General features: G+C 72.3%; 20 protein-coding genes and 1 pseudogene. 16 read left to right on the top strand and 5 right to left on the bottom strand.

The genetic code is table 11. From position 1 onward, the window contains the following. From GA0070613_RS09715 to GA0070613_RS09700, 4 genes are all read right to left on the bottom strand, one after another. Positions 1–1,095, bottom strand: coding sequence for a pilus assembly protein TadG-related protein (locus GA0070613_RS09715; protein ID WP_157746310.1), 1,095 nt, complete (start codon positions 1,093–1,095; stop codon positions 1–3). Further along, complete coding sequence (locus tag GA0070613_RS09710) at positions 1,086–1,514, bottom strand: TadE/TadG family type IV pilus assembly protein (RefSeq protein WP_089011988.1); 429 nt, start codon at positions 1,512–1,514, stop codon at positions 1,086–1,088. The genes GA0070613_RS09715 and GA0070613_RS09710 overlap by 10 nt, the downstream gene beginning before the upstream one ends. A 5-nt stretch (positions 1,515–1,519) precedes the next feature. Then, the gene (locus GA0070613_RS32935) at positions 1,520–1,729 is read right to left on the bottom strand and encodes a Flp family type IVb pilin (protein WP_089011987.1); all 210 of its coding nucleotides are present in this window, start codon (positions 1,727–1,729) and stop codon (positions 1,520–1,522) included. Positions 1,730–1,919: 190 nt separating this feature from the next. After that, complete coding sequence (locus GA0070613_RS09700) at positions 1,920–2,660, bottom strand: A24 family peptidase (protein WP_231929728.1); 741 nt, start codon at positions 2,658–2,660, stop codon at positions 1,920–1,922. A 106-nt stretch (positions 2,661–2,766) separates the two neighbouring features. Between GA0070613_RS09700 and GA0070613_RS09695 the strand changes: the two genes are divergently transcribed. The 3 genes from GA0070613_RS09695 (at position 2,767) to GA0070613_RS09685 (ending at position 5,707) form a co-directional block, all read left to right on the top strand. Then, positions 2,767–3,429 (top strand): DUF5701 family protein, encoded by a 663-nt coding sequence (locus tag GA0070613_RS09695; protein WP_089011986.1) that lies wholly within the window; start codon positions 2,767–2,769, stop codon positions 3,427–3,429. Positions 3,430–3,618: 189 nt separating this feature from the next. Next, the gene (locus tag GA0070613_RS09690) at positions 3,619–4,065 is read left to right on the top strand and encodes a DUF485 domain-containing protein (RefSeq protein WP_231929727.1); all 447 of its coding nucleotides are present in this window, start codon (positions 3,619–3,621) and stop codon (positions 4,063–4,065) included. 1 nt (position 4,066) lies between these two features. After that, positions 4,067–5,707 (top strand): sodium/solute symporter, encoded by a 1,641-nt coding sequence (locus tag GA0070613_RS09685; protein WP_089011985.1) that lies wholly within the window; start codon positions 4,067–4,069, stop codon positions 5,705–5,707. A gap of 38 nt (positions 5,708–5,745) precedes the next feature. Here the strand turns inward: GA0070613_RS09685 and GA0070613_RS09680 are convergent, their stop codons facing one another. Further along, a complete protein-coding gene (locus tag GA0070613_RS09680) occupies positions 5,746–6,090 on the bottom strand; it encodes a VOC family protein (protein WP_089011984.1) in 345 nt (114 codons plus the stop codon). Positions 6,091–6,309: 219 nt separating this feature from the next. Between GA0070613_RS09680 and GA0070613_RS09675 the strand changes: the two genes are divergently transcribed. The 13 genes and pseudogenes from GA0070613_RS09675 (at position 6,310) to GA0070613_RS09615 (ending at position 19,889) form a co-directional block, all read left to right on the top strand. After that, positions 6,310–7,074, top strand: a complete 765-nt coding sequence (locus GA0070613_RS09675; protein WP_089011983.1) for an ABC transporter ATP-binding protein — start codon at positions 6,310–6,312, stop codon at positions 7,072–7,074. After that, positions 7,059–8,783: an ABC transporter permease gene (locus GA0070613_RS09670; protein WP_089011982.1), complete on the top strand. Its 1,725-nt coding sequence runs from the start codon at positions 7,059–7,061 to the stop codon at positions 8,781–8,783. The genes GA0070613_RS09675 and GA0070613_RS09670 overlap by 16 nt, the downstream gene beginning before the upstream one ends. Before the next feature lie 144 nt (positions 8,784–8,927). Beyond that, positions 8,928–9,565 (top strand): annotated as a pseudogene (locus GA0070613_RS09665) (flavin reductase family protein). A gap of 158 nt (positions 9,566–9,723) precedes the next feature. After that, complete coding sequence (locus tag GA0070613_RS09660; RefSeq protein WP_089011981.1) at positions 9,724–10,092, top strand: DUF485 domain-containing protein; 369 nt, start codon at positions 9,724–9,726, stop codon at positions 10,090–10,092. Then, complete coding sequence (locus tag GA0070613_RS09655) at positions 10,070–11,743, top strand: solute symporter family protein (RefSeq protein ID WP_089011980.1); 1,674 nt, start codon at positions 10,070–10,072, stop codon at positions 11,741–11,743. The genes GA0070613_RS09660 and GA0070613_RS09655 overlap by 23 nt, the downstream gene beginning before the upstream one ends. Positions 11,744–11,834: 91 nt before the next feature. After that, positions 11,835–12,815, top strand: a complete 981-nt coding sequence (locus GA0070613_RS09650; protein ID WP_089011979.1) for an NAD-dependent epimerase/dehydratase family protein — start codon at positions 11,835–11,837, stop codon at positions 12,813–12,815. A gap of 74 nt (positions 12,816–12,889) precedes the next feature. Beyond that, positions 12,890–14,131: an LCP family protein gene (locus GA0070613_RS09645; protein WP_089011978.1), complete on the top strand. Its 1,242-nt coding sequence runs from the start codon at positions 12,890–12,892 to the stop codon at positions 14,129–14,131. A gap of 209 nt (positions 14,132–14,340) precedes the next feature. Then, positions 14,341–15,555 carry an LCP family protein gene (locus GA0070613_RS09640; protein WP_089011977.1) on the top strand — a complete coding sequence of 405 codons (1,215 nt, stop codon included), beginning with the start codon at positions 14,341–14,343 and terminating at the stop codon, positions 15,553–15,555. 254 nt (positions 15,556–15,809) lie between these two features. Further along, positions 15,810–16,685 (top strand): LCP family protein, encoded by an 876-nt coding sequence (locus GA0070613_RS09635; protein ID WP_089011976.1) that lies wholly within the window; start codon positions 15,810–15,812, stop codon positions 16,683–16,685. A 29-nt stretch (positions 16,686–16,714) separates the two neighbouring features. Next, positions 16,715–17,050, top strand: a complete 336-nt coding sequence (locus GA0070613_RS09630; RefSeq protein ID WP_089011975.1) for a rhodanese-like domain-containing protein — start codon at positions 16,715–16,717, stop codon at positions 17,048–17,050. A 12-nt stretch (positions 17,051–17,062) separates the two neighbouring features. Next, positions 17,063–17,854, top strand: a complete 792-nt coding sequence (locus GA0070613_RS09625) for a glycerophosphodiester phosphodiesterase (protein ID WP_089011974.1) — start codon at positions 17,063–17,065, stop codon at positions 17,852–17,854. A gap of 94 nt (positions 17,855–17,948) precedes the next feature. Beyond that, positions 17,949–19,406 (top strand): sensor histidine kinase, encoded by a 1,458-nt coding sequence (locus tag GA0070613_RS09620; protein ID WP_089011973.1) that lies wholly within the window; start codon positions 17,949–17,951, stop codon positions 19,404–19,406. A gap of 66 nt (positions 19,407–19,472) precedes the next feature. Continuing rightward, complete coding sequence (locus GA0070613_RS09615) at positions 19,473–19,889, top strand: ATP-binding protein (protein WP_172875777.1); 417 nt, start codon at positions 19,473–19,475, stop codon at positions 19,887–19,889. Positions 19,890–19,892 lie beyond the last annotated feature (3 nt).

Raw genomic sequence — 19,892 nt, 5'->3', positions numbered from 1 at the left:
TCAGCCGATGGGGGCGACGACGCGCGCACCCAGGTCAGGTCCGCCGATCGCGCCGCCGCCGGGCACGACCGTCTGGGTGAAGTAGCCGTAGACGCATACCTGTTCGCCGTCGTCGCAGGTGGACCGCTCGGCCGACGGAACGTCCAGGCCGGGCAGGTGCCAGCCGGTGACCACGAACGCCGCGAAGCCGGAGACGATGTACTCGGCGCTGCCGCCGCCGCCGGAGATCGCACCGAAGACGGGCACCAGTACCGGCCGCTTCGCCGCGACCAGGTCGGCCAACGTCCGACCCTTGCAGTTCACGGGCCAACTCGCGCCGGTGTAGACCTTTCGGTCCTTGCCGAGCAAGGAGGTGACCAGGCAGTCGTCGTCCGCGTCCTCCAGGAACCGGAAGCCACCCGGGCCGCCGCCCCCACCGCTCGCCGGGGCGCAGGTGGTGGAGGTCTTCTCGTCGTACACGGGGAAGGACCACTCAGCCGACGGGAACGCCTTGCCGTTTCCGGTGTACCGGTTCCAGTCGCAGGCCGAGATGGTCATCGCCAGAGTGGTCGCCCCCGTCGGCGATCCCCAGGCCACGCGGGAGCAGGCGCCCACCTGCGCACCCTGGTAGCCGCCCACCACCGCCTGCGCGAAGACCGGCGGGAGCACCGTGGAGCCGTCGTCACCCAGGGTGCTGGTGTGCACCTCGACGTAGCCGCCGAACTGCGGCGGCGGTCCGACACAGTCTGTGAGCCGGTCCTGCCAGGGTGGACATGCCGGAAGGTCACCGCCGCGGCCGCAGACGGTGGCGGCGGCGGCGCCGTCGTTCGCGTTCTCGTCGGCGTACCGGTCGGCCACGTCCTGCAGCCCGGTCACTGCCGGCGCGGAGCAGTCGGCGAGGCTCGTGGCGCAGGTCTGGCCCACGCGTGCGGCGGCGGCGTCCGCCCCGTTCTGCAGCTGACCGCGTTCGACGTAAAGGTTGCCCACGTCGACCACCAGGGCGGCCATGCCGAGGAGCACCCCGGACCCGAGGAGCAGCCCGACGGTCAGCGCCACCGCGCCGCGGTCCCCGCCATCGGCGGTGAGCCGGGCCCGCAGGCGACGGATCACTGGCACGGCATGACTCCCTTGCCGGTGAGCGTGACCTTGCCGTCAAAGCCGCCGCCGATCAGGCCGATCGGTGTCACGAAGCTGAAGTCGTTGGTGACGGTCACCTGCGCGTCCCGTCCCGGGTCGGCGCAGGTGCCGTCGACCTTGACCTTCACGTCGTCGCCTGCGATGCGGGTGGCGCGCGCGGACGGGTCGCCGCCGAACGAGGCGACCCGGGCTGCGTCCCGGGCCGCCTCGGTCAGGGCGATCTGCTTGTTGAGCATCCGTCCGAAGTCGATGATCCCGAAGACCAGCACGAGCAACAGCGGCAGCACCAGCGCCATCTCGACCGCCGCCGCCCCTCTGTCGCCCAGCCGATCGCCGTGGGCGGCGCGAAGCGCCGGGGTCCGATCGGCCGGATCGGCCGGCCGGGCATCCGGCTGCATCCGCGTTACCGAGGGGCGCACGTGGCAGTGGTGCTGCCCGTGGTCAGTTCCTTGCAGGCCCTCTGGAACATGTCGCCGCTGCGGCTGCCGAGCACGTAGACGATGCCGCCGATGACGCCCGCGACGAGGGCGACGATCAGGGCGTACTCGACCGCGCTGGCGCCGCGGTCGTCGCGCTGGAACCAGGACTTGATCCGGGAAATGACATCGTTCATTGGACAACGCTCCAGGGGAGGGATCGCGGTCTGTGACCGTACGGTTGACGTCGGGCAAGGAACGAGCCGAGTTTTCCCCGCTGCAAGCACATGCGTCAATGACGCCGCAGGCCGAGGTGTCACCGGATGATCGTCGGAAAAGTCCAGACTGGATGGCAGCGGACGGCGGAGGCGACCATGGCCGGTCGGGCTATCGCAGTACGGCCAGGACGGTCGCGGCGATCGCCGCGACGAGCATCGCGGGGCCGTACGGAACCGCGGTCTTGCGACCGGCCCGACCCGCGATGACCAGGGCAATCACCAGCGGAAGGTTCAGCAGCGGGGCTAGCAGCACGCCGGCCACGACAGCGAACCACCCCAGCCAACCGAGGTAGAGACCGAGCACCGCTCCCAGCTTGACGTCGCCGAATCCCAGCGGCGATCCGGGCAGGAGGGCCAATGTCGCATATCCGACTCCGCAGGCCAACGCGGCGATACCGGCGCGGAGCAGCGCGCCCGCGTCCCGCTCGACGACCGAGGCGACCACCAGGAGCACCACCCCGCCGACGAGGGCGGTGCCGACCAGCGGGTCGGGCAGCCGAAGCACCTTCAGGTCGACCAGCGCCAGCGGGACCGCGATCGCGGCGAGCAGCAGGAATGCCGGAAGCATAGGAGTCGCACCGACGGCGGCGGCGACGGCGGCGCAGACCCCGGCGGCGAACGGGACGGTGACCCACGGACCGGGACTGGGTCGACGACCGCAGCCAGCGCAGGCACCGGACGACCGCCACCAGCCGGCGTGCGCGGCCCCGCAGTGCGCGCACCCTTCTCGCCACGGCGGCCGTGGGCTGCCGTCCGGCCACTCCACGGCGTACCGGTTGACCAGCCCGGGCAGCACCAACCCCCAGCAGGCGCCGCCGAGGGTGGCGGCGGCCAGGAGGAGGAGCAGCACCGGCGCATGGTAGCCAACGGGGAGGTGGCACTGAAATAGCCGGACGGGAATGCCCGAGCCTAGCGTACACTGTACGGTAGACAGTACGAGCAAGTGGAGGTCGTCCGTGACCGGATCCCCGTTCGATGTCGCCGCCGAGTTCGACCGCCAGGTCGGCACCCTGCTGGACAAGGACTATCCCGGGCTCCGCGGGATGTCCGCCGTGCAGTTCACCGACCTGGTCATGCCGCTGCGCGAGGCGGCCGTCGCTCGCGCCGCGGGGTTGACCCCGCCCACCGAGGCGCGGGTGCCGTTCCTGCTGGTGGTCACCCGCGAGCTGGCGCCCGTCGAGCCGCGGCTGGCGCTCACCACGCTCGCCGGGAAGCGCAAGCCCGGCTTCCTGGACCGCAACTTCCCCGCCGACGACCTGCCGAGGTTCGACCCGATCAAGGAGCTGGAGGTGCCGGCCGGCCCGGCGTACCTGCTCTTCGACGTGGACCGGGGCGAGGAGTTCCGCAACCTGACGCCGGCCGCCGCCATGGAGGGGATGACCGCCCAGGGCCGGCTGCCGCTCACCATCGACGAGGGCCTCGCCTTCATCACCCTCCACCCGGCCGCGTTGGCCTCGAACAGGTGCTTCTCGCTGGTCGGGTCCCGCTGCGGCGACCGGCGGGTGCCGGCGCTCTGGATCAGCCAGGGCGCGCCGAAGCTGGGCTGGTGCTGGTACGGCAACCCGCACACCTGGCTCGGCTCCGCCACCGCCCACCCGGTCCGGGTCGGCCTGGAATGAAGCCGAGCAGGGCTGGTCACCGTCACACCTCCTCTTTACCGGCTCACCCTGGCATTTCTCCCCGTCGTCCACAACGAGGTCGGTGCTGTCCCCAGAGTTGTCCACAGGAGTGAGGCGTTCTCCACAGGTTGTCCACAGCCCCTCCCGGGCACCCTTGACATTCCCGCTGAGCAGGCGAGACTGCCGGGGATGACCGGTCCGGCGGAGCACGACGGCCCGGGACGATCCGTTGAGGCCGTCCCGGTGCCGGCCCCACGTGCCCCGGGAGCGCCCCGGCGGACCAGGATCGTGCTGGCCGAGGTGTCCCGCCAGGACGACCGCTCCGGGCGGACCCGGGCCGAGCTGGCCGAGCAGACCCGGGTCGGCGAGGCGCTGGTCCGAGGCCTGGTCCGGGCCCAGCTCGCGTTGGCGCTGCGGCTGAGCCTGGTGGTGCTGATCGCCCTCGGCGGGCTGCCCTGGCTCTTCGCCATCGCGCCCTCGGCCGGCCGGGTCACGGTGCTCGGGGTCAACCTGCCGTGGCTGCTGCTCGGGGTGGCCTCGTTCCCGTTCCTCATCGGCGTCGGGTGGGCGTACGTGCGGCTGGCCGAGCGGAACGAGCAGGACTTCACCGACCTGGTCCAGCGGCCGGAGCGCTGAGGTGGGCAACAGCTTCGTCGTACCGGCGATCGTGGCGGTCACCCTGGTCACCGTCGGGATCGGCTTCTACGGGCTGCGGCTGGCCCGGACCACCTCCGACTTCCTGGTCGCCTCCCGGGCGATCAGCCCGCCCTGGAACGCCGCCGCGATCGGCGGGGAGTACCTCTCGGCGGCGAGCTTCCTGGGCGTGGCCGGGCTGATCCTCAAGTACGGCGTCGACGTGCTCTGGTACCCGGTCGGCTTCGCCGCCGGCTATCTGGCCCTGCTGCTCTTCGTGGCGGCCCCGCTGCGGCGGTCCGGGGCGTTCACCCTGCCGGACTTCTGCGAGGTGCGGCTGGGCTCCCGGCGGCTACGGAAACTGGCCACCGTCTTCGTGATCTTCATCGGCTGGCTCTACCTGGTGCCGCAGTTGCAGGGCGCAGGGCTGACCCTGGCCACGGTGGCCGGCTCGCCGTACCCGGTGGGGGCGCTGCTGGTCGCGGTGGTGGTGACCGCGAACGTGGCGCTCGGCGGGATGCGGGCGATCACCTTCGTCCAGGCTTTTCAATACTGGCTGAAGCTGACCGCTCTGGCCGTACCGGCGATCTTCCTGGCGCTCCAGTGGCAGGCCGACGCCCGCCCGGCGGTGACCCCGCCCCACGGGCCGGCGTTCCGGACCGCGACCACCGTCGTGGTCGAGCACCGCGCGACCCTCACCCTCCCCGACGGCGACGTCCGGGAGGTACGCCCCGGCGACCGCCTCGACTTCGCGGCCGGCGACCCGGTGCCGGAGGTCTCCGGTACGGCCACCCGGGCGACCGACTGGCTGCTGCCGGACACCGCCGGGGACGACGACCGGGGACTGTTCGGGACGTACTCGCTGATCCTGGCCACCTTCCTCGGCACCATGGGGCTACCGCACGTGCTGGTGCGCTTCTACACCAACCCGGACGGCGGGGCGGCCCGCCGCACCACGCTGGTGGTGCTCGCCCTGGTCGGCGTCTTCTACCTGCTGCCCACGATTTACGGCGTGCTGGGCCGGATCTACACGCCGCAACTGCTGGTCACCGGCCAGACCGACGCGGTGGTGGTGCTGCTGCCCGGGGCGGCGCTCGGCGCCGGGCTGACCGGGCGGCTGCTCGCCGCGCTGGTCGCCGCCGGGGCGTTCGCGGCCTTCCTCTCCACCTCGTCCGGGCTGCTCACCAGCGTCGCCGGGGTGATCTCCACGGACGTGCTCGGCCGCGGCTCGGTACGCGGCTTCCGGCTGGCCACGGTGATCGCCGGTGGCGTGCCGGCGGTGCTCGCGCTGAACGTCTCCGGGCTGGACGTCTCCCAGGTGGTCGGGCTGGCCTTCGCGGTGGCCGCCTCGAGCTTCTGCCCGCTGCTGGTGCTGGGCATCTGGTGGCGCGGGCTGACCGACCTGGGCGCGGCGGCCGGGGTGCTGGTCGGCGGCGGCGCGGCGATCGGCGCCGTGCTGGTCACCGTCCTCGGTCCGCCGCTGAGCGGCTGGCCCGCCACGCTGACCACCCAGCCGGCGGCGTGGACCGTGCCGCTCGCGTTCACCGTGATGGTGGCGGTGTCCCTCGCCACCCGCCGCCGGCTCCCCGCCGACGTCGGCGCGACGATGCTGCGCCTGCACACCCCCGAAGCGCTGCGCCTCTGAGCCGGGGGGCGGTGACGCCCGACGAGATCCGGTCCCCGTCAGGGCGCCTGGATCAGGCCGACCATGTTGCCGTCCGCGTCGCGTACGGAGGCGACCAGCTTGCCGCCGCCGACGTCCTTGACCGTCTGCACCTTCTCCGCCCCGGCGTCGAGGAGCTCCTTCAGGCTCCCCTCGATGTCGTCCACGTGCCAGTACGCCACCGGCCCGGTCATCCCCTGGCCGTAGCCGTTCGGGTCCAGGCCGACGTCCTGCCCGGCCAGGGCGTACCCGACGTAGTACGGCTCGTCCACGACCGGCTCGACGCCCATTAGCCGGCCGTACAGCGCCTTCGCCCGCTCCAGGTCGCGGACCGGGTAGATGATGGTCTTCATGCCTGACGTCACGCGTCGCTCCTCCACTCGCGGTATCACCTCGGACCGCTCCGGTCCGTCACACTGCTGACCGACGGCGGGGAGGAAAGGTAACGGGTGGACGAGCAGAACTGGCTCGCGGAGCGGTTCGAGGAACACACCCGGGCCGCAGTCGATCTCCTGCCGGGGTAGGAGATCGAGGTCGTCCCGTGGCGGGAGAGATCACGGGCGGCGGCCGACTAACGTCGGGACATGACCCAAGAGCACCCCGCGCTCGCGTTGCGCGGCCTGGCGAAGCGGTTCGACACCAAGGTGGCCGTCGCCGGCGTCGACCTGGACGTTCCGGCCGGCTCCTTCTACGGGCTGCTCGGCCCGAACGGCGCGGGCAAGACGACGACCCTGTCCATGGCCGTCGGCCTGCTACGGCCCGACGCCGGCCAGGCCCGGGTGCTCGGGTACGACGTCTGGGCCGACCCGGTCCGCGCCAAGGGCCTGCTCGGCGTGCTGCCGGACGGCGTACGGCTCTTCGACCGGCTCAGCGGGGCGGAGCTGCTGGCGTACCACGGTCTGCTGCGCGGCATGGACCCGGCGATGGTCGAGCAGCGGGCGGCGGAACTGCTCGACGTGCTGGCGCTCATCGACGCCGGCCGGACCCTGGTGGTGGACTACTCGGCCGGCATGAAGAAGAAGATCGGCCTGGCCTGCGCGCTGCTGCACGGCCCCCGGCTGCTGGTGCTGGACGAGCCGTTCGAGGCGGTCGACCCGGTGTCGGCCGCGCTGATCCGCGACATCCTGCACCGGTATGTCACCGGCGGCGGCACGGTGGTCTTCTCCAGCCACGTGATGGAGGTCGTCGAGCGGATCTGCTCGCACGTGGCGATCCTCGCCGACGGGACCATCAAGCGGGTCGGCACGCTCGACCAGGTGCGCGGGGACCGGTCCCTGGAGGAGGCCTTCGTCGAGGTGGTCGGCGGGCGGACCGCGACGGGGGAGGAGCTGTCGTGGCTGTCCCGGTGACCGCGCCGGCTGGGCCGGCCCGGCGGATCTCCGCCGGGCACTTCGTCCGGCTCAAGCTGCGGGTGCTCGGCAACAACTTCCGCGGCCAGGGCTGGCGGATCGCTCTCTTCGTGGTCGGCGTGCTGGGCGGGCTCTGGTTCGCCGCCGGCGGCTTCTTCGCGCTGGCGACGCCCGGCCTGGCCGGCGAGCCCCGGTACGCGCTGCTGACCGCCGCCTTCGGCGGGGGCCTGTTGGTGCTCGGCTGGCTGCTGCTGCCGCTGGTCTTCTTCGGCGTGGACGAGACGCTCGACCCGGCCCGGTTCGCGCTGCTGCCGCTGAGCCGCCGCACCCTGGTCACCGGCCTGTACGCCGCCGCCCTGGTCAGCGTGCCGGTGCTGGCGACGCTGGTGGCGGTGTCCGGGCTGGTGGTCACCGCCGGCGCGTTGGGCGGCTGGTCGGCCGGCCTGGTCGCGGTCGTCGGGGCGGCCGCCGGGCTGCTGCTCTGCGTGGCGGCGGCCCGCGCGGTGACCAGCGCCTTCGCCACCATGCTCCGCTCCCGCCGGGTACGCGACCTGGCCGCCGTGCTGCTGGCGGTGGTCGCCGCCCTGCTCGGGCCGGTGCAGATCGCGGTGCTGGCGGCGGTCCGCCAGGCCGACTGGGACCGGCTGACCGGGGTGGCCCGGGTGATCGGCTGGACCCCGTTCGGGGCGCCGTGGACGGCCGGCATCGACGTGGCCGAGGGGCGGGTGTGGGCCGGCCCGGTCAAGCTGCTGATCACCGCGCTGACCATCGGCGCGCTGCTGCTCTGGTGGTCGCGGTCGCTGGAGTCGGCGATGGTCGGCGCGGCCAGCGCCGGCCCGACCCGCGACCGGCGCGGTCCGTTCGGCCGGGCCCGGGACCGGCAGGGCCCGGCCGCCGGGGCGGTCGCCCAGCTCTTCCCGCGCGCCGTCGACTGGGCCCGGCGGGACCGCTTCGGCGCGCTGGTCGCTCGGGAGTGCCGCTACTGGTGGCGGGACGCCCGGCGGCGGGCCAACCTGATCACCCTCGCGGTGGTCGGCGTCTTCGTGCCGGTGATGGTCAACCTGGGCGGCTCCCGGCTCGCCACCGACGGCGGGCAGGCGTTCGGCCAGGCCACCGCCGACTCCTCGCCGGTCCTGGTCAGCCTCTCGATGCTCTTCGTCGGGGTGCTCGCCTCGGTGACCCTGGCCAACCAGTTCGGCTTCGACGGCAACGCGTACGCGGCGAACGTGGTGGCGGGCGTACCGGGGCGGCTGGAGCTGCGGGCCCGGATGACCGCGTTCTCGCTCTACGTGGTGCCGATCCTGGGCGTGGTCGCGGTCGTCCTCGCCACGCTGCTCGGACACCCGGCCTGGCTGGGCGTGATGGCCGGCGCGCTGCTCGCCGCGTACGGCAGCGGACTGGCGATCAACGCGTTCATCTCGGTCCTCGGCGCGTACGCGCTGCCCGAGACGAGCAACCCGTTCGCGATGAACACCGGCGCCGGAATGGCGAAGAGCCTCCTCACCCTGCTGTCCATGGTCGCCTCGGCGGCCGCGGCGGTGCCGATGGTGGTGGCCGCGGCGCTGCTCGGCGACCTGTGGCTCTGGCTGGCCCTGCCGGTCGGCCTGGCGTACGGGCTGGGCGCCGCGCTGCTCGGCTCGTACCTGGCCGGCGACGTGCTGGACCGCCGCCAGCCGGAACTGCTCGCCGCGGTCACCCCGCGTCGCTGATGCCGGTCGTCGAAGCGGTGGTCACCGTGCGGGTGCCGCCCGAGTTGCCCGGCACGATAGACCGGGCACACGGCGGCCCGGCCTGGCGTGTCACGCCCGGGCGGCGGACATCCTTCGGGTCGGTACACCTGGACAGGCATAAATATGACGCTCAGGCATATCGCTCATCGACACACCCGCCTCCGTGCGGAGGCGCCCGCCGACCTGCACGACCGCTTCCTCGGTGGGCGCGGGCCCGGGGCGGCACAATGTTTCACGTGAATCATGAGCCGGGCGCCGAGATCCACCACACCGACCCGTTCGCCGTGCCGGCCGGGCAGCGGTCACCGGTACGCCGGCTGCGCGGGCGACTCGCCGCCCCGGTCACCCTCTGGACCGCGCCGGGGCCGGCCGGGCTGACCGTCTCGTCCACCCTGGTCGCCGAGGGCGAGCCGGACCGGCTGCTCGGGCTGATCGACCCCGAGTCGGACCTGTGGGCCGCCGCCGAGGAGGCGGGTCGCTTCGCGGTCTGCCCGCTGGGCCCGCCGCACCGGCAGCTCGCCGACCGGTTCGCCGGCCTCTTCCCGTCCCCCGGCGGCCTCTTCGCCACCGGCTCGTGGACCGAGACCTCGTGGGGCCCGGTCCCGGCCGACGGCGGCGGGTGGGCCGGCTGCCGGCTCGACACCGCCCGGGAGTACGGCTGGGGCCTGCTGGTCGAGGCCACCATCGAGGCGGTCGACCTGGCCGAGGAGACCGCCCCGCTGCTGCACTTCCGCGGCCGGTACCGCGAGCTGACCGACTGAGCGGCGACCGGTCAACGGAGTGACCTGGGTCACTCGGCGCAGCCGGACCACCGTTCGGCGCAGCCGACGACCGGCGCCGATCTCGGCCTTCCCCGGCGGGGAGCGCGCTCCTTACCGTGCGCGAAACTCCCCACGCCTGTGAAGGTGGTGATCCACAGATGTCCACGGACACACCCGCGTCCGCGCCGGCCGACTCCGCCGCGGAGCGGTACCTGGCCGTACAGCGGTCGGACGAGTTCGCCGGGTTGCGGCGCGCGCTGCGCGGCTTCGTCTTCCCGATGACCGTCGCGTTCTTCCTGTGGTACGCGCTCTACGTCATCCTCTCCGCGTACGCGCGGGGCTTCATGGGCGCGAAGCTCATCGGCAACATCAACGTCGCTCTGGTCTTCGGCCTGCTCCAGTTCGTCTCGACGTTCGTGATCGCCTGGCTCTACTCCCGGTTCGCCGATCGGCGGATCGACCCGGTCGCCGACCGGATCCGCACCGAGATCGGGGAGGTGACCCATGAGCACGGTCCTCGCGGCTGAGGCGGGCAGCACCACCGCCCGGAACCTCACCATCACGCTCTTCCTGATCTTCGTGGCGATCACGCTGGCCATCACCGTCTGGGCCAGCCGGCAGACGAAGACCGCGACCGACTTCTACGCCGGCGGTCGCTCCTTCTCCGGCTTCCAGAACGGCATGGCGATCGGCGGCGACTACATGTCGGCCGCCTCCTTCCTCGGCATCGCCGGCATCATCGCCCTCTACGGCTACGACGGCTTCCTCTACTCCATCGGCTTCCTCGTCGCCTGGCTGGTAGCGCTGCTGCTCGTCGCCGAACTGCTGCGCAACTCCGGCCGCTACACGATGGCCGACGTGCTGGCGTTCCGGATGCGCCAGCGGCCGGTCCGAACGGCCGCCGCGGTCTCCACCATCACGGTGTCGATCTTCTACCTGCTGGCCCAGATGGTCGGCGCGGGCGCGCTGGTCGCGCTCCTGCTCGGCATCAAGCCGGGCACCACCTTCCTCGGCATGGACGCCGACACGGCCAAGGTCGCGACGATCATCATGGTCGGCGCCCTGATGATCATCTACGTCACCGTGGGTGGCATGAAGGGCACCACGTACGTCCAGATCGTCAAGGCGTTTTTGCTGATGACCGGCGCGGTCGTGATGACCCTGCTGGTGCTGGCGAAGTACAAGTTCAACCTGTCGTCGCTGCTCGGCGACGCCGCCTCCGCTTCCGGCAAGGGCAACGCCTTCCTCGAACCGGGCCTGCGGTACGGCGTGGAGAAGGCCGGCGACGCGACGCAGACCTTCTACAACAAGATGGACCTGCTCTCGCTCGGCATCGCGCTGGTCCTCGGCACCGCCGGGCTGCCGCACATCCTGATCCGCTTCTACACCGTCCCCACCGCGCGGGCGGCCCGCAAGAGCGTGCTCTGGGCGATCGGCATCATCGGCACCTTCTACCTGCTCACCCTGGCCCTCGGCTTCGGCGCGGCGGCGCTGGTCGGCGGCACGGCGATCACCGCGCAGGACAAGGCCGGCAACACCGCCGCGCCACAGCTCGCCGAGGCCCTCGGCAGGGACTTCTTCGGCGGCAGCCTGGGCGGCGCGACGCTGCTGGCGATCATCGCGGCGGTCGCCTTCGCCACCATCCTGGCGGTGGTCGCCGGGCTCACCCTCGCCTCCTCGTCGAGCCTGGCGCACGACTTCTACGCCAACGTGATCAAGCGTGGGGAGGCCTCCGAGCGGCAGGAGGTCACCGTCGCACGGGTCTCCGCCCTGGTCATCGGCGCGATCGCCATCGCGCTGTCGATCTACGCACAGAGCCTGAACGTGGCATTCCTGGTGGCGCTGGCCTTCGCGGTCGCCGCCTCCGGCAACCTGCCGGCGATCCTCTACAGCCTGTTCTGGAAGCGGTTCAACACCTCGGGCGCGGTCTGGGCGATCTACGGAGGCCTGCTCGCCGCCGTGGTGCTGGTCTTCTTCTCCCCGGTGGTCTCCGGGGCGCCGACGGCCATGTTCCCCAAGCACGACTGGCACTGGTTCCCGCTGTCCAACCCGGGCCTCATCTCGATCCCGTTCGGCTTCCTCTGCGGCTGGATCGGCACGCTGATCTCCAAGGAGCACGACGAGGAGAAGTACGCGGAGCTGGAGGTGCGCGCCCTCACCGGTGCGGGCGCCCACTGACGCTCGACGGAACGAGGGGCCCCGCCGAGCCGGCGGGGCCCCTCGCCGTATGCCGTACGCGCGCGAAGGCACGCTGAGTAGGCTTGCCGCCATGAAGGTAGAGCCCCGCTTCGGACCCGGACACCGAATCCTCGTCACCGGCGGCGCCGGCTTCGTGCCGTCCCACCTGGTCGACGCCCTCATCGTCCGCGGCTGCACCGTCGTGGTGCTGGACAACTTCGTCACGGGTTCCAAGGAGAACGTCGCCCACCTGTTCGAGAAGCCGACCTTCACCCTCGTCGAGGCGGACATCTCCGAAGGGCTGCCGACCGACCACCCGGCGTTGGCCGAGCGCTTCGACGCGATCCTGCACCTGGCCTCCCCGGCCAGCCCCACCGACTTCGAGAAGCTGCCGGTGGAGATCCTGCGAGTCGGCTCGGTGGCCACCCTGCACCTACTGGAGCGGGCCACCGCCGACGGCGCCCGGTTCCTGATGGCCTCCACCTCCGAGGCGTACGGGGACCCGAAGGAGCACCCGCAGCGCGAGACGTACTGGGGCAACGTCAACCCGATCGGCGTACGCAGCGTCTACGACGAGGCGAAGCGCTTCTCGGAGGCGGCCACCATGGCGTACCACCGCAGCCGGGGCACCGACACGGCGATCGTCCGGATCTTCAACACGTACGGCCCCCGGATGCGCCCGGACGACGGCCGGGCGATCCCGACCTTCATCTCCCAGGCGCTGCGCGGCGAGCCGATCACCGTGCACGGCACCGGCAACCAGACCCGCTCGATCTGCTACGTCGATGACCTGGTGCGCGGCATCCTGCTGCTGCTCGACTCCACCGAGACCGGCCCGATCAACTGCGGCACCGAGCACGAGATGTCGATGCGGCAGCTGGCCGAACTGATCGTGTCACTCTCCGGAAGCAGCTCCGAGGTGAGCTACATCACCCGCAGCGCCGACGACCCGGAGATGCGCCGGCCGGACCTCACCCTCGCCCGGGAACTGCTCGGATACGAGCCCACCGTGGCGCCCGAAGACGGCCTGGGACGCACGATCGACTACTTCCGCGAGCGGCTAGGGTACTGACTTCACCTGGAAGGGCGCTGACACCCGCGCGCACCTGACGGCGGTACTGGCTCAACCGACCTACCCTCGGTTACATGTCAGCGACCACCTCTGTTGGCGTCCCGCTCCCGTACCTGTCTCGGAGCGCGGGTCGCGCCCAGGTCCCCGGTTCCGGCCGGGGCACCGCCGGGCGCGCCCGCGCCGCCGAGGCCCAGTGGTACCCGTCGTACGACGAGGAGCCGCGCCCCGGCGGCCCCGGCGGGCCGGGCGGACCAGCCGGCCCGGGCGGCCCAGGCGGCGGCGCCGGCGGGCCGGGACGGCGCGGCCCGCGCCCGCGCTGGGGCCGGATCGGCCTGGTGGCCGGCGTCGCGGTGCTGGTGCTCGCGCTGCTCGGCGGCCTCGGCGCCTGGTTCTACGCCCGCAACCTCAACAACGACCTGGCCCGCACCGACCCCTTCTCGCAGATCACCGGGGGCCGGCCCACCAAGACGGTCGACGGCGCGCTGAACATCCTGCTGGTCGGCAGCGACTCCCGGGACCCCGACGCCCCGCTGGAGAGCGCCGGCAAGTGGCGGGCGGACACGCTGATCGTCATGCACATCCCGGCCGACCACAAGCAGGCCTACCTGGTCTCCATCCCGCGCGACCTGTACGTGCGGATCCCGGAGAACGCGGGCGCGGACTGCGACTCCGGCCAGCGCGCGAAGGTCAACGCGGCGTTCGCGTTCGGTGGCCTGCCGCTCGCGGTGAAGACGGTGGAGTGCTTCAGCGACGTTCGCATCGACCACGTCATGGCGATCGACTTCGCCGGGTTCAAGGAGGTCACCGATGCGCTCGGCGGGGTGGACCTGACGGTGGAGCGGACCATCACCTCGATCCACAAGCCGTACCGGACGTTCACCAAGGGCGTGAACCACATGGACGGCGCGGAGGCGCTGGACTGGATCCGACAGCGCAAGCAGTTCCCCGAGGGGGACTTCGCCCGGATGCGCCACCAACAGGAGTTCCTCAAGGCGCTGATGGACAAGGCCGCGAGCACCGGCACCTTGACCAACCCGAAGAAGCTGAACAATTTCCTCAAGTCGGTGACCGACGCGGTCACCGTCGACCAGGGGTTCTCGCTGGTCGACATGGCGATGCAGTTCCGCAGCCTGCGCGGCGAGAACCTGGCCTTCATCACCAGCCCCAACGTGGGCAGCCAGACGATCAACGGCGAGTCGGTGGTGGTCTCCGACCGGGAGCGGGCCCTCACGATGTACCAGGCGATGTCGGCGGACACCATGGCCGACTGGGTGAAGGCCAACCAGGAGAGCGGCGGCGCGAGGAACGGCGGCTGACGCCCACTCGTGCGGAACACCCCACCGGTCGGCGGTCAAGGCTCGTCCACGGCGAGCCCAACCGCCGACCGGTCGTTTTCAATTGACCGTTCGGCTGAACCACCATGACGAGTGCCGGGCTTGGCGGGAATAGTCCCACGGGGAGGTCGCTAGAAACGGGAACGAGTACGTACAGTGGTCGAGCCCCCGATCACCGAGCTGGAGCACGCATGCCGGTCCACACCAGCCGTCGCCCTCAGTCACTGGATCCCGGAGCACCCGGCCGGGTGCCGCCCATCATCCCGACGCAGCCCGGCCCCGGCGGCCGCGGCACCGGCGGGTCCAAGAAGCGCGGCCGCCGTAAGGACCCGCTCTGGGCCCGACTCACGGTGATCTTCGGCGCGGTGCTGATGATGACCAGCGGCCTCGCCATCGTCGGCAGCAAGGCCGTGATCGGCCAGGCCACCGGCAACATCGCGCAGCGCAACCTGCTCGGCGAGGCGGGCAAGACCGACGCCGAGGGCGGCAACAGCCTGGACGGTCCGATCGACATGCTGCTGCTCGGCGTCGACGCCCGGCAGAGCTGGGCCGCGGACGACGTCCGGTCGGACACCATCATCATCCTGCACATCCCGGCCACCCACGATCAGGCGTACCTGATCTCGATCCCGCGGGACACCGAGGCGCACATCCCGGCGTTCGAGAAGAGCGGCTACAAGGGCGGCACCGACAAGATCAACGCCGCGTTCCAGGCCGGCGCCCGCAACGGCGGCGGTTGGGAGGGCGGCGCCCAGCTGATGGCCAAGACCATCAAGAAGATGTCCGGGATCAGCTTCGACGGCGCGGCCATCATCAACTTCGGTGGCTTCAAGAAGGTCATCGACGCGCTCGGCAGCGTCCGGATCTGCGTCCCCCAGGATGTCAAGTCGCACCACATGTCGTACGTGGACGGCCGGCCCCGCTGGAACGAGGACGCCAAGAAGACCGGCAAGCCGATGACCCCGGTGGTGCACAAGAAGGGCTGCCAGGAGATGCCCGGCTGGGCCGCCCTCGACTACGCCCGCCAGCGCTACGGCCTTCCGAACAGCGACTACGACCGGCAGCAGAACCAGCAGCAGCTGATCAAGGCGATGGCCAAGAAGGCGAGCGAGAAGGGCATGCTGACCAACCCGATCAAGCTGAACCAGCTGATCAAGGCGGCCGGCAGCACGCTCATCCTGGACACCGGTGGCGTTCCGATCGCCGACTTCATCTTCACGATGAAGGGCGTCAGCGGGAACGACCTCACCACGCTGCGCACCAACGGGGGCACCTACAGCCCCAACGCGGACCACACGAGGGAATCCCTCAACCAGCTGAGCATGGACATGTTCCAGGCGGTCAAGGACGACAAGCTCGCCGAGTTCGTGGTGGCGAACCCGAGCGTCCTCTCCACCCGGAAGTGACCCGGCAACCACCCGGCGGTGGCTGCGAAAGCGGCCACCGCCGGAGTGGTTCACCCGTAGCCTGACGTGAGCGGGTCTCACGTATCGGCTGCGGGAGGGGTGTCACGTCCAGGCCAGTACGGACCAGACGCGGGCGGGCCGGGCGAGGTGCCCGCCTCCCCCGGTTCCTGCTCGGCAGCGGCCTCGTCCTGCTCCTGCTCGCCACGCTCGCCGTCGCCGGGCTGCACTGGCTGACCAACCGGTACGACCGCGCCGTGGTCAAGGAGGAACTGCTCGACCCGGCCGCCCGACAGCGGCGGACCGACCTCTCCCGCGCGCTCAACTACCTCCTCGTCGGTTCCGACCACCGGTCCGGCGCCAGCGCCGAGGACCAGCGCTCCGACACCATCCTGATCGTGCACGTGCCGGCCGGCATGCGGCAGGCGTACCTGATCTCGATCCCCCGGGACCTGCTGGTCGCCATCCCGCCCGCAGCGGGCAACGGCGGCAGCCAGGACAAGATCAATGCCGCGTACGAGCACGGCGGCGGCGGCCAGGCCGGCGCCCGGCTGCTCTCCGCCACCCTGACCCGGCTCACCGGCATCCGGTTCGACGGCGCCGCGCTGGTCGACTTCTCCGGCTTCAAGGAGGTCATCGACCTGCTCGGCGGCATCCGGATGTGCGTGGACACCCAGGTCCGCTCGATCCACACCCAGACCCTCTTCACCCCCGGCTGCCAGCAGATGAACGGCGCCCGCACGCTGGACTACGTCCGGCAGCGCTACGGCCTGCCCGGCGGCGACTACGACCGGCAGCGGCACCAGCAGCAGATGCTCCGCGCCGTGCTGGACAAGGCCGGCGAGACCCACCTGCGCAGCGACCCGGTGAAGCTCGACCAGGTGCTCCGGGCGGTGGGCGGCTCGCTGACCGTGGACACCAACGGCGTACCGCTGGAGGACCTGCTGCTCGCGTTCCGTTCGCTGCCCGCGGACGCGCTGCAGGGGGTGCAGGTCCCGTCCTACCCGCAGACCATCGACGAGGTCTCCTACGTGGTGCTCGACAACGGCGGCAACGGGCTCTTCGACGCCGTCCGGGGCACCCGGCTGCCCGAGTGGGTCGGGGCCAATCCCCGCTGGGTCAACCGGTTGTGACCGGACCGGCCCGACTAGGCTTGGTAGCCGTGTTCGGACCCCAGGTTCCCAGCGTGCCCGCGTCGGCCGTGCCCGACGACACCTACCTGCTCGACGTCCGGGAGGACGACGAGTGGACCGCCGGCCACGCGCCGGACGCCCACCACCTGCCGATGATGGAGCTGCCCGGCCGGCTGGCCGAGGTGCCGAACGACCGGGAGGTCGCGGTGATCTGCCGCTCCGGCGGGCGGTCCGCGCAGGTCGTCGCCTACCTCATGCGCAACGGCTGGGACCAGGTGCGCAACGTCGAGGGCGGGATGGGTGACTGGGCCGCCGCCGGCCGGCCGGTGGTCGCCGACGACGGGCAGCCGGGCCGGGTCGTCTAGGGACCGACCGGCATGGGCGACCCCCTGGTCTTCGCGCACCGTGGCTCCTCGTACGACCTGCCCGAGCACACCCTCGCCGCCTACCTGCGCGCCCTCGACGAGGGCGCCGACGGCCTGGAGTGCGACGTCCGGCTGACCCGGGACGGGCACCTGGTCTGCGTGCACGACCGCCGGCTGGACCGGACCAGCAACGGCTACGGGCTGGTCAGCGCGCGTACGCTCGCCGAACTGGAGGCGCTCGACTTCGGCTCCTGGCACCCCGGCGGGGTGCCGGCCGACGGCGACGAGCGGCTCGACGAGTCGCACACCCGGCTGCTCACCCTGGAACGGCTGCTCGACGCCGTGCTGGCCGCCGGCCGGCCGGTCCGGCTGCTGGTGGAGACGAAGCACCCCTCGCGGTACGGCCGAGACGTGGAACGCCGGCTGGTCACCCTGCTGCGCCGGTACGGCCTCGCCGACCCGAAACCGGACGACCCGGTACGCGTCACCGTGATGTCCTTCTCCCCGCTGGCCGTACGCCGGATCCGCGACCTCGCCCCCGCCCTGCCCACGGTGCTGCTGCTGGAGGTGCTGCCGCGCTGGCTGCGGCTGGGCCGGCTGCCGTTCGGCACCCGGATCGCCGGGCCCGGGATCGGGCTGATCCGAGCCCGCCCGCAGCTCGTCCCCGCGCTGCGGGCGGCCGGGAACCAGGTGTACGTCTGGACGGTCAACGAACCCGACGACCTGGAGCTGGTCCTCGACGCCGGGGTGGACGGGGTGATCACCGACCGCCCGGCCCGCGCGCTGGCCCGGCTCGGCCGCTGAGGGGCGACCCACGGGCATGGCCGGTCCCCCGGGCGGGTGCGGGTCGGCCGGCCGGGGGTGTCCCCGGACCGGTCGGCCGGGGCACACTCGGGACATGCCGGAGCGAACCGACTACGCCGCCCTCATCGCCGGCCACACCACCGTGATCAAGATGATCAACGCCGGGGACTCCGGGCTGCCCGTCCTCACCCGGCTGCTCCGGGTGGTCCAGCCGGCGATCGGCGCGGCCAGCCTGGCGTTCGTGGAGTTCGCCCCCACCGGCGGCCGGGTGATCGCCGCGACCGGCGCCGCCGAGTGGGCCATCGGCCGGCCGCTGCCGGCCGCCGATCCGGCCACCGTCTGCCTCCTCTCCGGCCCCCCGGTACGCCAGGTGCGGGTGGACCGGATCCCGGGCGCGCTCGCCGACGAGCTGGCCGACCGGGGCCTGCTGCGCATGATCGTGGCCCGCGCCGAGATCGGCGGCCTGACCGTGGGCAGCCTGCACGCCCTCTACCCGGACGGCGACCCGGACGACACCTCCCAGCACGCCGTCGTCGGCTACGTCGCCTCCTGCATCGCCCACATGTACGGCGACCAGACCGGCCTGCCCGTGCACGGCGACGGCCCGGTGGTGGCGGCCCTCGCCGACGGGCTGGCGGTGGTGGACCGGGACCACCACGTCCGGCTCTGGAACCCGGCCGCCGCCCAGGTCACCGGCCGCTCGACCGGGGAGGCGCTGAACCGCCCGCTGCCCTTCCCGCTGCCCCCGCCGGGGCAGGTGCTCGACCACCGGATGCCCGACGGCCGCTGGCTGCGGGTCACCTCCGGGGAGCTGCCCGGCCCCGGCACGCTGCGGGTGGTCACCTTCCGCGACATCACCGACCAGCAGCGGCGCGACCACGACCGGGACCTCTTCGTCGCGGTGACCAGCCACGAGCTGCGAACCCCGGTCACCGTGATCAAGGGGTACGCGGACACCCTCACCGACCACTGGGAGTCGCTCCACGACGACGACCGGCGGCAGGCGGCCCGGATCATCGGGCAGCGGGCCAACGAGCTGGCCCGGCTCGTCGACCGGCTGCTCTCCGCGGCGGCCACCGACAGCCGGCCCGGCGGCGAGCCGACCACTCCCTTCGACCTCGCCGACGCCCTGCGCGCCGCGGTGCCCGACCTGCCGGCCGACGTCCGGCACCGGATCGTCCTGGACCTGCCGGACGACCTGCCCAAGGCGCGCGGTGACCGGCACATCCTGGCCACCGTGCTGACGGAGCTGAGCACCAACGCCGGGAAGTACTCGCTGCCCGGCACCCCGATCGAGGTGGGCGCGTCGGCCAGCGACGGGACTGTCACCTTCCGGGTCGCCGACCGGGGCATCGGCATCCGCCCCGAGCACGTGGAACGGGCGTTCGACCGGTTCTGGCAGGGCGAGTCCGGCGACCGGCGGCGATATCCGGGGGCCGGGCTCGGGCTCTATCTCGTCCGGCAGATCGTTGAACAGCAGAATGGATGGGTATCCCTCCGACCGAGGATCGGTGGCGGTACCGTCGCAGAGGTGCGGCTGCCCCGGGGATGATCCCGGTGCCGACGGGGGTGGAAAGGGACGACGGTGTCGACGGGTTCGGCCGAACGATCATGGTGCGTGGTGGTGCCCCACCACGCGACCGGCGCGCGCCTGGCCCGGCACCGGCTCGCCGACGAGCTGGCCGACGTCGTACCGCCGATCCTCCTCGCCGACCTGGTCGCGGTCCTCGCCGAGCTGGTCGGCAACGCCGTCCGGCACGCCGACCCGCTGCCCGGCGGGGTGGTCCGGGTGGCCTGGCGGCTGCGATCGACCGCCGAGGGGCAGCGCGTCCAGCTCCGGGTCACCGACGGCGGTTCCGCCTCGGGGCCGCTGATGCGGGCGGCCAGCCCGGACGCCGTCGACGGGCGGGGGCTGCACATCGTCTCCGGCCTGGCCAGCCGATGGGGGGTCGAGCGGGACGGCCTCGGCCAGAGCGTCTGGGCCGAGTTCGACCCGGTCGCAACGGCCCGGCCGGACCTGGTCGCGGCCGGCTGAGCG

Origin of the sequence: Micromonospora inositola (assembly GCF_900090285.1) — a bacterium.
Taxonomy (GTDB): domain Bacteria; phylum Actinomycetota; class Actinomycetes; order Mycobacteriales; family Micromonosporaceae; genus Micromonospora; species Micromonospora inositola.
This window is presented reverse-complemented; position numbering and strand designations above follow the sequence as displayed.